15 protein-coding genes are annotated in these 14,907 nt (G+C 45.5%); 10 read left to right on the top strand and 5 right to left on the bottom strand.

Annotated elements, in window-relative coordinates:
• The first annotated feature begins 4 nt into the window (after positions 1-4).
• The 6 genes from B153_RS0114760 (at position 5) to B153_RS0114735 (ending at position 6,097) form a co-directional block, all read left to right on the top strand.
• Positions 5-2,110 carry a hypothetical protein gene (locus tag B153_RS0114760; protein ID WP_020597503.1) on the top strand — a complete coding sequence of 702 codons (2,106 nt, stop codon included), beginning with the start codon at positions 5-7 and terminating at the stop codon, positions 2,108-2,110.
• Positions 2,111-2,131: 21 nt separating this feature from the next.
• Positions 2,132-2,833, top strand: coding sequence for a hypothetical protein (locus B153_RS0114755; protein WP_020597502.1), 702 nt, complete (start codon positions 2,132-2,134; stop codon positions 2,831-2,833).
• Positions 2,834-2,970: 137 nt separating this feature from the next.
• Positions 2,971-3,492, top strand: coding sequence for a hypothetical protein (locus B153_RS0114750; protein ID WP_020597501.1), 522 nt, complete (start codon positions 2,971-2,973; stop codon positions 3,490-3,492).
• 55 nt (positions 3,493-3,547) lie between these two features.
• Complete coding sequence (locus B153_RS0114745; protein ID WP_020597500.1) at positions 3,548-3,976, top strand: hypothetical protein; 429 nt, start codon at positions 3,548-3,550, stop codon at positions 3,974-3,976.
• A 734-nt stretch (positions 3,977-4,710) separates the two neighbouring features.
• On the top strand, positions 4,711-5,106 hold the full coding sequence (locus B153_RS0114740; RefSeq protein ID WP_020597499.1) for a hypothetical protein: 396 nt from the start codon (positions 4,711-4,713) through the stop codon (positions 5,104-5,106).
• 553 nt (positions 5,107-5,659) lie between these two features.
• On the top strand, positions 5,660-6,097 hold the full coding sequence (locus B153_RS0114735) for a hypothetical protein (protein ID WP_020597498.1): 438 nt from the start codon (positions 5,660-5,662) through the stop codon (positions 6,095-6,097).
• A 688-nt stretch (positions 6,098-6,785) separates the two neighbouring features.
• Here B153_RS0114735 and B153_RS0114730 read toward each other — a convergent pair.
• From B153_RS0114730 to B153_RS38235, 5 genes are all read right to left on the bottom strand, one after another.
• Positions 6,786-7,106, bottom strand: a complete 321-nt coding sequence (locus B153_RS0114730; protein WP_020597497.1) for a hypothetical protein — start codon at positions 7,104-7,106, stop codon at positions 6,786-6,788.
• 88 nt (positions 7,107-7,194) lie between these two features.
• The gene (locus B153_RS0114725) at positions 7,195-8,646 is read right to left on the bottom strand and encodes a capsule assembly Wzi family protein (protein ID WP_051097289.1); all 1,452 of its coding nucleotides are present in this window, start codon (positions 8,644-8,646) and stop codon (positions 7,195-7,197) included.
• 142 nt (positions 8,647-8,788) lie between these two features.
• On the bottom strand, positions 8,789-9,139 hold the full coding sequence (locus B153_RS38240; RefSeq protein ID WP_211221682.1) for a hypothetical protein: 351 nt from the start codon (positions 9,137-9,139) through the stop codon (positions 8,789-8,791).
• 30 nt (positions 9,140-9,169) lie between these two features.
• Entirely contained in the window at positions 9,170-9,532 is a 363-nt protein-coding gene (locus B153_RS0114715; RefSeq protein WP_020597494.1) for a LytTR family DNA-binding domain-containing protein, read from the bottom strand.
• Between the two features lie 244 nt (positions 9,533-9,776).
• On the bottom strand, positions 9,777-10,118 hold the full coding sequence (locus B153_RS38235; protein WP_211221681.1) for a hypothetical protein: 342 nt from the start codon (positions 10,116-10,118) through the stop codon (positions 9,777-9,779).
• A gap of 1,443 nt (positions 10,119-11,561) precedes the next feature.
• On the opposite strand from B153_RS38235, the gene B153_RS38005 reads away from it, so the two are divergent.
• The 4 genes from B153_RS38005 (at position 11,562) to B153_RS0114690 (ending at position 14,805) form a co-directional block, all read left to right on the top strand.
• Positions 11,562-11,855 (top strand): Bor/Iss family lipoprotein, encoded by a 294-nt coding sequence (locus B153_RS38005; protein ID WP_020597492.1) that lies wholly within the window; start codon positions 11,562-11,564, stop codon positions 11,853-11,855.
• A gap of 689 nt (positions 11,856-12,544) precedes the next feature.
• The gene (locus B153_RS0114700; RefSeq protein WP_020597491.1) at positions 12,545-13,105 is read left to right on the top strand and encodes a hypothetical protein; all 561 of its coding nucleotides are present in this window, start codon (positions 12,545-12,547) and stop codon (positions 13,103-13,105) included.
• A 2-nt stretch (positions 13,106-13,107) separates the two neighbouring features.
• The gene (locus B153_RS0114695) at positions 13,108-14,040 is read left to right on the top strand and encodes an alpha/beta hydrolase (RefSeq protein ID WP_020597490.1); all 933 of its coding nucleotides are present in this window, start codon (positions 13,108-13,110) and stop codon (positions 14,038-14,040) included.
• 144 nt (positions 14,041-14,184) lie between these two features.
• Positions 14,185-14,805: a hypothetical protein gene (locus B153_RS0114690; RefSeq protein ID WP_020597489.1), complete on the top strand. Its 621-nt coding sequence runs from the start codon at positions 14,185-14,187 to the stop codon at positions 14,803-14,805.
• The last annotated feature ends 102 nt before the right edge of the window (positions 14,806-14,907 follow it).

Below are 14,907 nucleotides of genomic sequence, written 5' to 3'. Positions count from 1 at the left end.
TCCTATGCTTCTGATAAAAAATAACGATGGGCTTTATCTGGATGGGGTGTGGGTCGCCACGGCCGATGAGATTGCGGCTACCTTTCAGAGTAATGACCTCACCAAGCCAACCACGCTCCAGAGTAGCTACACCAATACGTTTCACATTCCGGATTCGGTAGCAGTTCGCAAGTTGACTCAGCATGCCGAGCAATTGGATAGCCGGTCGCGTTGGCCTTATCGAACCTTAGCAGCTACTGTTGTAGCTCATGGGGAAACCATTTTTCGGGGTTATGCCGAATTTGATCACTTCTCGGCTGGCTGGGACATTACGCTCTTTCAGGATAAAAAGAACCTGTTTGACCGATTGGACCGCTCACTTCGAACGCTCCAGCTTGATCGATTGGATCATTACTGGACACTTGAGCAGATCAATCTATTGGCCGAATCGAGCGAGGGTGTATGTTACCCCTTGATCGATTATGGGCTTAACCGGGTCGATACCGTTCCTAATGACACCATCTTTCCGGCGATCTTCGTAACGTCACTCATTACGCAAATGCTCTTTGAGGAGGGCTATACACTGGTCGGTTCGCTTCTTACGGATGAGTTATACAAGCGGCTGATCGTTCCGTTTTCAGAGCAGGAGCCGACCGCGCATGATCAGCAGTGGCAGGATGATCGTAAGGCAAGGGTGACCTGGCAGGCTGATACGGAACAAGTCGACCGGGGTACGCTCGGTCGTGGGCACTGGATTGACCGCATCCAACCGTTCAATCAGGATAATTTGCCGGAACAGGGATTCGAACAAGGCAAGTTTCATTGCTTCAATACAACAACGCACGAATACGTATGCCCCCAAGCGATGCGGGTTCGCGTTCAGGGTTATCAGGGCTTCAAGGCGCTTTGTGTCAACGGTGTCGTAGAAGTTGTACTGAGCGTACTGAAAAACGGCAACTCGGTAGCCAATGCCCGTTTTGAGGCCGGTACGGGGTATAACCTGCTGTATTTGATTACCAACAATGTTACCCTCGACGAGACCATTGCCTGTCAGGCGGGGGATCGATTGCAGATTAACCTACTGGCCCAGCGTCAAACGGATCTGGGAGCCTGGCGCATGACGATGTACAACGACCTTGATAATAGCTGGGTCAGTTTTACGCCCGATCTGACGCTGCATACCGGTGATTTGTGGCCCGTTGCGCGCAATCTTCCTGACGTTTCGTGTCTATCACTATTAAAAGCCCTTGGCTTTCTAATGAGTGGCACCTGGTCGGTTAATCCACTTCGCCATGAGGTACATTTTGTCAGCTTCTCCAGTATCGTCAATAATACGAGTCAGGCCGTTGACTGGTCATTTCGCGTGAATACTGGAGCCGAACCTGCCTGGACTCCTCGCCTGGACCCTTATGCGCAGATCAATTACTTACGCTGGAAGGAGATTGACGAAACGAAGAATACACAAGTTGCTATTAGAGACCTGGGAGGAACGCAAACGGTCAATTTTGGTGATGGGGTTTTATTGGTGGATGCCTCAACGTTAGAGCCCGATACTAACTTGTTTGAGGTAGCTTTTGCAGCTTCTACAGACTCCACGAATGAAGTACCTAATTATGGTCTACCTCCCCTGATCAAAACGCGTTCGACGAGTGGCTACGGCGACTCCCTGACCATTAACAAGCAAGGTACTACCCCTCGGCTTTTACTGGCATCGTTCGGTGCCGCTCAGCCCATGAAGACCAAACGGCTTAAAGCGGATGGTATCACGCTGGAAGAAATCGTTGTCCATCTTAAACCCTGCTGGTTTGGTGCACGGCCGATCCCTGCCATTACATCAGAGCCTTCCTTCATCCTGGCCTTTTCACAGCTTCAGGTAAGCCGGGGTGAGCAGTGCCTAATCGATCGGTATTACGATGGTCTTAGTCGGGTGTTGCGAAGGATGCGCGTACTGGACGTGTCGGTGACGCTTTATCCGAGGGACATTGCTGATCTGGATTTTGAGCGGCCCATTCGCCTGCAACGCGTTCATATTGGTTCGCTCGTCATTAGTGACGGCTTCTACTATCTCAATAAAATAGCGGATTACGTTGATGGGGCACCCTGTCAGGTCACCCTAATCGCCTTTACTTAAAAAAATAAGCTTCGGTATACCATGCTAACTGTTACTACCCCCTCCTCTCAATTTACGATTCCTACTCTGTGGGAGGAGGTTACCTTGGGACAATTCAGACAAATTTATAGTCTGGAAACGGCTTCAGCGGCATCGACGGATGATCAGCAAACTGTTCGATACTCGATTCAGGAAGTCCTAAAGATACTGGCTTCTGACGCCGATGCCCTGCTCGATGTACAAGCCCGGGAGGAGGTCGTTATTCTAAGTCATCTGAGCTTTTTAAACCAAACCCCTGAATTCTTATCGATGCCAGCACCCAAGCGCATAGCCGGTGTTGAGCCTCCCAGTGATCTAGGCTCGTGCACCCTAAGACAAAAATGGATGGTTGATGGCCTGATTCAGGATATGCATGAAGAAGGGGAGTCCGTCAATTACATTACCATGGCCATTTGGCTGTTGTCGATTTACCTGTATCCACTATTGACCGAATCGAAATTGACGGAGCGTAAACAACTTGGTTTGGTTCTGAAGCAGATTGAGAGCCTACCCGTTACTGAGTGCCTACCCCTGTCTGCTTTTTTTTTGAGCAATTATCAGAGATCGACGAGTACTGGTCAGGTCAGTTACAGCCTCAGTTACCCAAATCGGCCGCCGAGGCCATGGCTGAAGCGATGGTACCAGAACTGGAGACTTACCGTGAGTATGCGATGGTTGCAGCGGTTGCGTCTCATCGGAACCTAACTCATGAAGCGGTTTATCTATTGGACTATGATGAGTTTATGCAGGCCTTGTCCTACCTCCATCACTCAGCCCGGTACCAGCACGAGGTATCGGCAACCCAAACCATGATGACTTCTCGATAACGACACCGTTTTACCATGCTTCCCTGTATTAAGCGATTCTTTCAGTATCGACGACTAGCGCGCCAAATTCGTTCCGAACGGCCCTGTTTGCGCCGACTCAAAGGAAACGTTCTGTTGCAGCGCTACATCGATGTATGCCTTATAGAATATCGTGAGCGGGACCTCATCTTCGAAGCTTCCCTACTCACTCCCGATCAGTATGGGGGATACCTTCAATTTCCACCCTCACCCCCTGCTCTATCGGTTGAGGTATTGTTATACTTGAACCCCGCTGCGGATGTAAGCCAGCTTCGGCCGCAAGATCCCCGATGCAATCAGTCTCCGTATCCTGAGCGGATGGACTGGAAGGCGATTCCCCTGACCTGGGCTGTCATGGAATTGAATTGGCTGGAGAGAAAATTGGTCGACTTTTATCGGAAGGCGGAGCGAAAGGGGGTAATCCGACGGAATAAAGAAGCTTTCCTGATCAATACGATTAGTGCGTGTCGACAGGAAGTGGCCAGGCTCACACAGCAACGAAGGGAGCAATCAGGTTAATTCCCCCATCAATTAGCAACGTTTAAATCAGTTTATATTTCAAGTCTCAAACACCATGATTAATCAAGCATCCACCCCATCCAATTCGGTTAACATTGACCATCTTTATGTTGAGCAACATGCCGAGCTATTGCTGACAACAACATCTCCAGCGATCATTGATCGACTCAAGGTACTGTATGATTACCGTTTACACAAAGTCCCTGTCTTTAGACGGGCCCTCTATAAGGTGGTCCATCAATTGGTAGAGCAGCGTCGTACCCTGAATCCAAGTGAGCCGATTCCGACGGTTGATCTTTATTCAATGACTATCAGTAGTATGATGGACCTGCTTAAAACAACGCTCGATACAGAGCTTGTTGGTCGAATCGAAGATCAGACCGAAGGCCGCTTACATCGAATACCAGACTTCCGAAATGAGCTATTCGCAATCGCTCGGCAGGCGGCTATCGACAGAGCATTGTCCGCAGCAAAGTCAGAGTAAAAGGTTATTATGGCCTTCTGAAGATTTTTCACAAGTCAATTACACGCGTATGACCTTCACGAAAGGGTTCATAAAACCGATGGACTCTTTCGCTTTACGCAGCTAGCCGTCGTCTGGCCTCGAAAGTTGATCAACTATGGGAACGGCTTTACCTCTGATCAGCCGCAACCGCGTCGGATTACGGGGCTTATTAGACTTATGCAAGATTGCAATTACTTACATTTTGCCGGGCGTATTTGGACTAGTAAACCCGATTTAGAGCCAACCGAAGATTTTAACACGGTCAATACATGCGCATGTGAAGAGGTAGCTTTCTTGTGATTGATGGCAGGTATCGCCCAATTTAATAACACACTAATTAGAGAGAAGTCATCTTGCGCAAGGGGCAATCAAAAATTATCAGTGATAAAACAGTGATAAAATCCGATAAATCCTATTAGGCAAGTCAAACCATCTCAATAAGCAGATGCCCTCTTACAGATCGCACATATGCGAATGGTTAGCAGTAATATTAAGGGTTCTCAATATGTAATATTCCGAGGAGGTCGGGAAGATACCCATTCCTATATCAGGAATAAAACAGGAATATAATCCAGATTTTGAGATTGATAAATGTTGTATTTTTCCGTTGTAAATCACAAGATGCTATACAGATTGATCGGGGAGTTTATAGCCTCTGCTATCGCTCAGTAAGCTTCAATAATCACTATCCATTCTAATCAATAGATTCAATCATGAATTTCTTTCGTCGTCTATTTAACCGGGCCGAAAGGGCCTATCTACATTATAACATCGTTGCTGCTCGTCCTGATCTGGCTGATAAGCCGTTTGAGCAACAGCTCAGAAGCTATATTCTTGATACCATTCAGGAGCACGTTGATGAGGCAGAACCGAATTTGCCCAAGTTGGTCGAACGTGCCTTGGATTATCTGGAGACCAAACCGAGGGGGTACTACATTGCTCAGTACTGGCTGTACCGTGAAAAGTACATGAAAGAAGCGTTTGACCGCGCCGATGAGCTATCCAAAAATGTCAACCTTCGGATTGAAAATATCCAGGCTCGTTCTTTAGCTGAGAAGGCGGTCAATATGGTTACCGACTCTCGAAATCTCGACAATCGGCTCAATTAATTATTTGATCCGAAGGGAGAACTGTTCCGTGTTTGAGTAATAAACTGTTTGTGGAGCACTGGGGGTTGTAGAACATGGCTTATTCACCAGTTGAGTAAAAAATAGTCTCACGAACTCAGACGTATCACAAAAAATGAGGTTTTGATTCGTGAGATGGCAATTTGAGAAAGCGCATCGCAAGTTTTGACGCAATCGATTGAAGTTCGGTGAACATTGCTTAAAACGGGCGTTTAATGCGGCATAGGATCTCTTTCGTACTATTCTTCTTAAAGTGCGACACAGCACAATGACTATCTGCCAATCTAATTGTAGAAGTCTGCTAATCCAGCCTATTCATGTCTTTTTCGATAAGAAAAATTTGACAGGTATAGATATTGGATTAAACCTAACATGCCCACTACTGTCTATTATAATGATATTCAGCTGGTAGCTCCGAATAGGAAGCTGCTTTGGTATCATTTTTAGGGGGCTTATACCAGGTAGCCCTTCCAAACGTGTACAACTTAATCGATAACCATGCATGGGGCGAATACGCCATGCAACATCCCATTGAATGAAGAAAACAGAGCCTCCTTCAACTGGCCAGACGCTGGCCTATTACCGAGAATTGCCCGCACAATTCACCAGTTGGAACCAGTTCTATGATGAGTTAATCCGCTTAGGGTTACTTGAGCCTGACACCCCTACCATTCGCATCAAGGTCTTTCGGGCAGCGGATACCCTTAAGGATGGGGATAGTCTTTCCGTCAATCTACTCTATGAGCGTCAGTATATTGAGCGGATGTGTCTGGACGAATTGCGTCAACAACGGACAACCCAAGCCAGCCACTTGTTGACCAGTCAGCAGGTAACGCACCTGATTGATCTGGTTAGCAACCAAGCCTCTAAATTAGCGGATTGGGATTTATTGCTCAAACTCAAGGAGCTTTTAGCTTATGAGCAGCATCAGGAAAACAATCGAAGCCACATTCACATAACATCAGGGGACTAGACGATCTAGTGATCGCTGAACGTATGGCTAGGCCATCATAAAAGTGGGTTCATCCACTTCAGAATTACTATAGATTCGTTTTATAGATATGGACGGGTTATTAGCTAGTAAAGATCACCAGACGATTCATAATCGCCACTAGATCTATAAGGCAAAAAAATGATTTTTCATGACAACGAGTGCTAAGCTATTTCTCAAACTAATGTTGTATTCCCTGGAGGGAGCAGCTATTTCGGGAATACAGCATTAGTTTGTTAAGCGAGCGCAAGTTAACCGGGGCAACTCTTTTTAGTTGGATGGCTGTCTACTGCGGAATCATCGCATTCAACACGTTTCTCGCTTCATTTGTGGTGAGCTCCAATCGGGGGCCTAGCAGCGAGTTGATTAAGCCATTACCCGAGTCCATTGCAACCCGTAAGAAAACGGAACGCTCAACTAAACAGAGAGGTAAAGGGTAAGTAGGATGGCTTTTCTTTGTCTGTGGGGTCGCTAGGGAAATAGAAATAGCCCCAATCAGAATGGGCTACTGTAAATACAGATAGCAACTACAAGTATCAGCTACTCTTTTAAAAGAGGTATCATTCGACCAAAAAAAACGCAGCCACATTTACGTAGCTACGTTTTAACCAAACTCTGCCAAATGGCAGTTACTCAATAAAAACTAACACCTCGTTAAACGGGCTTCTTCCTAATCGACCCCATCGCCCTTTTTCTTTTTATCCTTAGCGACGGCCTTTAGTTCTTTGGCATCGCTTTTCAACTCTTTCTTTTCAGCATGTTTTAATTTACGATCCGCTTTGGCATTGCGTGTTTTAGGGTCTGAAATCCCGGCAATCTCCACCCCTTTACCTGTAGCGGCATTCGACTTCAGTTCCTGCGCTTTGGCTACTTTCTTTTCGGCTTTCTGTTCTTTTTTCTCTGCCTTGGCTTCTTGAACAGCCTGGCCAAATGTGCTTTGAGTGAGGCTCAACATGGCTACTACGGAAGACCCTAAGATGATCTTGTTCATAACGTTTTTTGTTTTAGTGAAAGGTATTCTTACTAATTGGTTTACTGAATATTACTCAGAGACCCGTGCTTTTGTTTGCCAAACCCGGTCAAAAGTGGCCTGTTTTGCTGATTCCAATCGAAAAACCCGTCGTATTATCATACAGATCCCCTAGGTCGGTCGCCACCGAAGCGCGTGCTGTTGCGCCTTTCAGAATAGCCACGGGTGATGAGATCGATAGCAGGGAGGAAAACTGGCGAATCGGTCTAAGAAAGGGCTGTTCATAGGTTCCCAGATTTTCGCTATAGGAGGCTTTAAACTGGAACGAAAAGAAATCAAGTACCTGCCCCGATACACCAAGATGCATGACTGCGACCCGGTTGTTGTTGGTAAACCCATACTGGGGCAAATCGCTGCGACTCATCGGCGATGGACTAATAAAGGGTGTGCCAATGGTTTGCCCGTAGCGAGACCAACCGTCTTGATACTGAGAATGGTTGAAATAGTTATCCCGACCCCGCTGGGCTGCATTTTCTAGAAACAGGGAACCGCCCTGACTCTGCGTATAAAGGTACTCCAGCAGTAAATCTCCGATTCGTATACCCGACGGATTACCAGGACGTCGATTCCGAATCCGCAGACCATTGAGACCATCCTGAATGTTGGTTAAATAAAACAGAGAGCCGTCTTCATAGATATTCTGCCGATAAGCAAATATGGAGAAGGATTTCCCCGTGTACTCAAAAGCCAAATCAACGGTGCCTAAATGATTGCCAATCCGATTTTCCTGATCGAAATGACTGATCCGGTTAGTATCCACATCCGTTCGATCTGCTAACGGACGAGCTAGTACCACATTGACATAATCGCTGAATTGGTTGGGAAGCTGGTTATTTTTGATTGTCGCATTATTGACTAAATGATCAGAATGCCCACCCCACATCACCTGGTGATTGATCCCCGCGTAGAGTTTGACCCGCCAATTGGGTTTACCAAACCGGCCATAAAGAGCTTTCTGGTGCAACAGGGCATTGTTAACAAATCGGCCCGATTCAAACCAGCCATGGGCATAAAACCCTTTGAAGCCAATAAGCCCTTTTCGGGGAAGATAATCAGGTACGGCAAACTGCACTTTGGTCAGGGGTAAGGCGTTGCCTGACCAGGCGTAGGAGCCAGAAGAAAGGGTTGAATCGACCAGGCCAATGATTTCCCGGCGTCGACCCGCCCATACCTCCATACTCCGTCCCAGTTTGAGTTTTAGATACGCTTCGGGGATCAGCAGTTGATAGCTGTAGCCTGTATTAATGACCGCCTGGGCTCCCCAGCCGAAATCAATCCTGCGCTTGATGGCTTTTAAGCTATCGGTACGAGATAAGATAGTCCGATAGTCTTGGCTTATTGACTGCCGCAGGGCCATAAATGGGGTTTCATCGGGTACAATTCCGTATTGATTACTGCGTAACCAGAAGGGGGTATTAGCCGAAGACGCCCCATAGACGCTCACTTCGGTTTGATAGCGTACCTGGCGTACGCCTTGCGCTGAGCTGGTTTGGCCAGTCAAACTAAAAAAAAAGCAAATCCAAATAAAAATATAGGTAAAGGAAGTGGGCATAGGCGAACACAGAGAAAGTTGGCGCTGAATATAGCTTCAGCGCCAACGAGCGAGTGAATGGTGAAATGAAAATCAATCGTAGCTAAGCTAGCTAGTCAAATTGGTGTGGACGAGTTCGAAGTGTCGAGCCTGCCTGGCTTCCTATTCTGGCACGGGTGGAAGTCAGAAGCAACTTACTAAACAGGCCGGAAGCTTTAGGTGACGACGACGGAATACTGGGTTGATAGGGCGCTTGAGTACGTCTAGATTGGGATTGAATGAACCGAAAAGCGACGTAGCAATAAGCCACAATCACCACCGATTCTACAAGGGTATCGAAAGGGTTGGATTCATAGCGGCCCAATTTTACATCCTGGAATAAGTCCAACAGTAGCCAACAGTAGCCAAAAAAGCCTAACAGAATAGCCAGGATAATACTCATCAAAAATAAGGATTGTCTCATAGTCGAATGGTTTATTGGTGTACTCGTAAATTAGCACAAGCTGGTTCGATGGTGCTTTAACTTAATTAGTACTGCATCAATGCGACGGCGGGAGACTTTGACAATATGTTTATTGGGCAGGCTTACTTCCAATGTAGTTGAATTGTAGGCATTGTATTTCTGGACAAAATGGGGATTAATCAGTTCTGACTTGTGTACCCGGACAAACTCGGGTATCATATCTTCAAACCATTTGAGGTTTTTGGCGATCAACATTGGTTTGACCCCAGCGGTGAGATGAAGCCAGGTGTAGTTACTATCCCCCTGTAAGCGAATAATCGAGTTTAACAAGACGGGTAGTTCAAGTCCGGGTACTTTAATGGAACTGGTGGTAGTGCTACTAGCAGGAATCATAAGAATGAGATTAATAAAAAAGATGAGGAAGTAACAGACGTAGCCTAGCCGATTCACGTAGCGAACTAAATCGATGGCTCAGGCTAAACTTTTATAACCCGGTTTATAAAGATGAATTGGACTGATAAGATCAAGTGAGCCCTATGCTGAGCCATACCGATTCAATGAACAGCCTATAAACAGGGACTCATCGACCAGCCTTTGAGAGCTGGAACTAGCATACATCAAGAAGAAAGGGAGCGGCCTATAGTCGCCAGACCGCATGGAGCACCTGAAACTGTCGACGTTTCAGGTGACGATGGATGAAAAAAGCCAGAAATGGCAACGAGCGAACCAAAAGTCCGTCAATAAGCCAAACTATTTTCAGTTGAGAAGACGTACTAGCTGGGTAGACAGGTAGGATTTGCCGGTAGTCAATAGCTGTTGGGCTTGGGGATTGAATCGGTTGGCTATGTACATAGGTATCATACACATCCCCAAAATCATCACCTCTATCACCTAGATCAGCTTCCAGGACGGCACACGAGAAAAATAGGCCTATCCAGAAGACTGTTAGTAGGCGAGTCCAGCTTACGGACACAAGCATACACTTGATAGAGTTATGTAAAATAATAAGACTATTCAACGACTTAGCAACCGATAACTGGGCTGGTTGCTGAATTGATTGGCTTATATATAGAAATTCCGATAATAGGCTGAAGGCTATTACCGGAAGCGGTTTCTTTTTGGCCAATGTATCAGCAAAGCATGCCTGTCGCATAGGAATTAGGTAATCAAAGAATTTTAATCAGGGAGGCTGTCTGGGTAAGTAGTAGGTCGACAAAAGACTTGCCAATGTGCTTAAGCCACGTAATTCTTTTAGTCGCTTCTGCTCATAAAACATGAAACAATTCACTTATTGACCGTTTTTTGATCATCCAGGCCAGTTTTTTATTTCGTAACCTGCCCCCATCTTTTAAAGTCTTTTTGACAATCTTATCCGTTTTGAGGAATAAGCTCTACATAATTGGGGAAGTAGGGAATCGGAGCGAAAATTAGATTATTTCAACTCAGTCTAGATTAACGATTGCTCCTATACGTCTCCATTAAACGTTTGGCTCAACACGTAAAGGATATAATCTCAAGCTATTTCAAGGTCTGAACTGTATCTTTTCCACAGGTAGTATTTAGACAGGTTAACACCAATTGGCCGATTGTGGTGTGCATCCTATGCCAATGTTTAAGTTGGTCATATATTAAAATTATCTTCTCAGCAATCGCTCCTTTTTGATCAAACCAAGGCGTTAAAATCGTTCTCTATTGGGAAAAATAGTACGATGATTTCCTTACATCTAAAAACTGTGCCATCGGGTGTTAGATAAGACAGAACACAATGCAAATGATAAATCATGCCTAAAAAAAGTCTACTAAATAAAGCGGGTAACTAAACATTAAAATAAATAAAGATTATATATAGTCATACTAAAATTACAATTTAATAAGTATATTTACAGCGTATTTTTACAATATTTCGTTCATGTAATTTACTATTTTTGACCATTAGGTTACATTTTGTCAAGACAATGGATTTATTCAAATTTTCACTGATTGACTCTTAGGTAGTTTGGGTCTCTAGCTAGCCTAATAGGCTACTAAATAGGTTTCTCTAGAAGGCAAGCCCCCAAGCTTACGACTCATCGCACAGGGCTCGCTACTGGCTTAAAAAGGCTATACGGTACTAAGATGAATAAGCCCACTAACAACTTGTCTGAGTGGGCTATGGGCTAGCCTAAGGCTGATTGCCTCTAGTTGGCTGTCACATTAACCTTATTTGTTTTTGAACCTTAGATTCATCTAAGGGGGTACTAACGGTGTGTAACTTCCTTGCCCAGCTAGAGGCTTGGCTAAGATTCTAGGAGTAAACAACGACAATGAAGAGCATTTCAACCTAGAACGTATATAGAGTTAAGTGGAGTCCAGAAACCACTTTATCAAACGGGGCGAAACCGAAAGGCCAAACGAGTAGGGAATTAGTTGTTTACGGTTAAAAATGAAAAAAGTTGTAGTTAACTTGTCCTTAATTCTTAGTTTATCCTACGGGATGACCTCTTGCTTCGTGTATAATGTACAAGTGGGGAAGGGGGCCCAGGGTAATGTCCAAATCAAACAAAAGAATCATTATTTAATCGCTGGTTTAGTAGCGCTGAAGCAATCCGATCCCAAAGCCATGGCCGGGGGAAGTGTGGATTATACGGTAACTCTGAAGCATAGTTTTGTAGATTACTTGTTAAGTGGGATAACGTTTAGTATTTATTCGCCCACCACAACTGTGGTTACCAAATGATCATTGGATGAGTCAATATGGGCAATGCAGCATAAATGTAGGTAATCCGCCGTTGCATTGCCCATATTGACTCGCTGAATCGATAAAGCAGATCCTTGGGGGCATTGAGGTAAATAATTGCTTAACAAAAGTTTATGCTCGTTTTAGGCTACCGACAACTACTCTCGTTTTACCAGGCTTCAGGTAACAATATTTTGTCCTGACCGCATCTTTAATGACACTGTCGAATGTATGTCCCCTACAGAATAAATCCTGAAACGGTTTTTTCGACCCCTTTGAAGATGTAGTGTAGGTAGGTTGGCTGATAATTGTGTACTAACCGTCTATAGACCCAAGTCTTACGGTACAATACCAATTAGTTCATGGATTAAAAGAGGGTTGAGGCCGTCAGCAATGGTCTATATACATGAGACGGCCATTCCAGCGTGAGTCTACCCATCTGTAGCTATTACATTTTATGTTTCTTCTTAGCGATGCATAAAAAAGATATCTAACCTTTCTTGTTCAAAAGCTTGCTTCCAAATCTGGACCAATCAGCCCACATGACTTAATTGGCTCATGCACATACTACCTATGAGGAGTTTCTACTCACTCGCTTATTGGGTAAGCCATTTGCTGAAGAAGGCCTAAGGGGCAGCTCATTTAAGTACGGATGCACAGGCTCGATTTTACTCCTCACTCTATCAATCATGAAGATTTTTACTGGATGTACCTATGTATTGGCTGTATTGCTTAGTTCGTCCGTATATGGCCAGCAGCAGCCAGACAGTCCTACCCTAGATATTGGGGTCAGGCTGCAAAAATCCATCAGCTTATACGCCGAAAATGGTCTAATGGTGCAGTACGCTCACCCTAAACTGGCTTCTAATCGGCTATATCTGGGTCTGGCTTACGTCAGTTCGCGACTGGGATCAGCTTTTCACTCAAACGCCATCAAGCAAGATAGCTACCTGTTTTCGGCTTCTTACTATTATCGGCCCAAGTGGCTGATTCATCCCGTTCTGAAGGCCAATATCGGTTATTTTGCGGCCCACTACGGAAGCCCTATTTTCGAAGAACTTCCCAAAACGTCTCTTCTGCTGGCACCTGAGGTGGGCTTGTGCTATTGCCCAACTATTCCCCTAAAAATTCATACGTCTATCGGGTATCACCTGATTAACGGAAACGGACGAAGTGGTCCGGGTACACTCTATCCTGTTTTCCTCCAGACTAGTATCACCTGGAATGTACTAAAACGCCTGAAGAAATAACTATGAAATTGTTCCTTCGTCTATCGGCTTTGTTTCTAAGTGTTTGGGCTTGTGCGCCTGAACCTAGTATTACCAAGGAGATGCTGGACAGTGGTACGCTGTTTGATCCATCGCTCTATAATCCGGCAAACTACCTAGTCTCAAAAGCCTTACCAACTCCGACGCCCGAACAGGCAAAGAAACCTGTTATTATCGCCTGCCATGGCTACTCAGCGACTACCTTTGAGTGGGATGAGTTTCGAAGCTGGTCGGCAGGCCGCACCGATTTTCTGTTATCGCAGGTGCTGCTGGGTGGACATGGCCGGAGTTACAATGACTTCAAAGCTTCCAGCTGGCATGACTGGCAGGAAGCCATTATGACTGAATATAGTCAGCTGGAAAAAGCCGGTTATCAAAATATTAGCCTCCTTACATCATCAACCAGTGGCGCCCTAGTATTGGAATTGATAGCATCCGGTTATTTTGTTAACCATATAAAACCAAGACATGTATTGCTGGTTGATCCCATTGTTATTCCCTCAGACAAATCCTTATCCCTGATCGGGTTATTCGGGCCCATGCTGGGCTATATTGAAACGAAACAGTCAATAGAGGAGGATAAAGTGTATTATCACTTCCGACCACAGGAAACCCTGCAGCAATTGCAAAACCTGTTAACCACTGTTCGAAAAGACTTAGAGAAAGGGATTACCCTACCAATAGGCTGTGATTTGAAAGTTTACAAATCGAAAAAAGATCCAGCCGCCGATCCAGTGAGTGCGGTGCTGATTTACCAGGGTACCCAAACGGCCGACGGCAAGCCGGTGAGTGTTGAGTTGATCAATTCGGATTTACACGTTTACACTAGGCTGAAACATCGAGAGTCAATTACAGCTCAGGACCAACTCAACCAGACCAGCACATTTTCCGACATTAGACAACGGGTCACCCACTGAAGCAGCCTAAAGTCGGCCAATTCGTATCTCAATTTTTACGTCCTTTTTACTCACGTTATGTTTGGATTTAGGCGATAACGATCCCTGCTGCTTCCTGTCGTTACTAGATCGGTTCACCCAAAACGGTCCCTCTACCTACTAATCATGCAGAACAAAGTTTATTGGGGTTTACTCTTTCTGCTTCACCTGAGACTGGCGAGTGGCCAGTCGGCAGCGCCAGTGCCCTCCTCATCCCATTCGCACGCGCCAGCTTACTTACGGATTTACCCCCTGGAATTACTCCTGCATGAAGCCCGGGTAGGGATTGAATTTGGCGTTAAACAAGAGCAATCCCTCGTCCTGGATGCGAGCTATTTTTGGGGCTTTCGAAATCCGGGTCTGGACCCAAGCAGCTATCCGGCTGTAGCGCTTAAAGCAGATTATCGTTTTTACTGGTATAGTTATACTTATGGCACCCACTTCTTTGTGGGACCCAACTTACTGTATAAGCGAGGGGTCTATCGGAAAAGGGGTTCCTCTACGGCAACGGATCCGTTAGGCCAATACAATGGAGAAACCGATTACCGAACCGTCAGTTCAGTTAATGTGAAGGTAGGGATGGATCGCCCGTGGGTCTACCGAGGCCGTAGTCGGTACGAGTTGTTCACAGGGGGAGGCATTCGTTACCAAACTGTTGGTCCAGATCTACGTTTTGGCTCCATTCCTTACTATGTCACAAACCGGTGGGTGATTAATCTGCTTTTAGGGATACTAGTCAAATTTTAAAGCCAGCTTAAGCGAGTACCACCTTAAAGTATAGGACTACAAGTGGAGGCAACCGCTTGGTTTACCAACGGATGAGTGGTGCAAAGTAAATTCGCATAAATC

The sequence above is a fragment of the Spirosoma panaciterrae DSM 21099 genome (assembly GCF_000374025.1).
In the GTDB taxonomy this organism is placed as follows: domain Bacteria; phylum Bacteroidota; class Bacteroidia; order Cytophagales; family Spirosomataceae; genus Spirosoma; species Spirosoma panaciterrae.
Note: the sequence above shows the minus strand (reverse complement) of the source record. Positions and strands in the feature narration are given on the sequence as shown.

Coding starts and splice junctions, on each gene's coding strand:
- B153_RS38005 (WP_020597492.1), top strand. CDS start 11,562: ATGAAAAAAGTTGTAGTTAACTTGTCCTTAATTCTTAGTTTATCCTAC.
- B153_RS0114760 (WP_020597503.1), top strand. CDS start 5: ATGCTTCTGATAAAAAATAACGATGGGCTTTATCTGGATGGGGTGTGG.
- B153_RS0114700 (WP_020597491.1), top strand. CDS start 12,545: ATGAAGATTTTTACTGGATGTACCTATGTATTGGCTGTATTGCTTAGT.
- B153_RS0114735 (WP_020597498.1), top strand. CDS start 5,660: ATGAAGAAAACAGAGCCTCCTTCAACTGGCCAGACGCTGGCCTATTAC.
- B153_RS0114745 (WP_020597500.1), top strand. CDS start 3,548: ATGATTAATCAAGCATCCACCCCATCCAATTCGGTTAACATTGACCAT.
- B153_RS38235 (WP_211221681.1), bottom strand. CDS start 10,118: ATGCTTGTGTCCGTAAGCTGGACTCGCCTACTAACAGTCTTCTGGATA.
- B153_RS0114695 (WP_020597490.1), top strand. CDS start 13,108: ATGAAATTGTTCCTTCGTCTATCGGCTTTGTTTCTAAGTGTTTGGGCT.
- B153_RS0114730 (WP_020597497.1), bottom strand. CDS start 7,106: ATGAACAAGATCATCTTAGGGTCTTCCGTAGTAGCCATGTTGAGCCTC.
- B153_RS0114755 (WP_020597502.1), top strand. CDS start 2,132: ATGCTAACTGTTACTACCCCCTCCTCTCAATTTACGATTCCTACTCTG.
- B153_RS0114740 (WP_020597499.1), top strand. CDS start 4,711: ATGAATTTCTTTCGTCGTCTATTTAACCGGGCCGAAAGGGCCTATCTA.
- B153_RS0114750 (WP_020597501.1), top strand. CDS start 2,971: ATGCTTCCCTGTATTAAGCGATTCTTTCAGTATCGACGACTAGCGCGC.
- B153_RS38240 (WP_211221682.1), bottom strand. CDS start 9,139: ATGAGACAATCCTTATTTTTGATGAGTATTATCCTGGCTATTCTGTTA.
- B153_RS0114715 (WP_020597494.1), bottom strand. CDS start 9,532: ATGATTCCTGCTAGTAGCACTACCACCAGTTCCATTAAAGTACCCGGA.
- B153_RS0114690 (WP_020597489.1), top strand. CDS start 14,185: ATGCAGAACAAAGTTTATTGGGGTTTACTCTTTCTGCTTCACCTGAGA.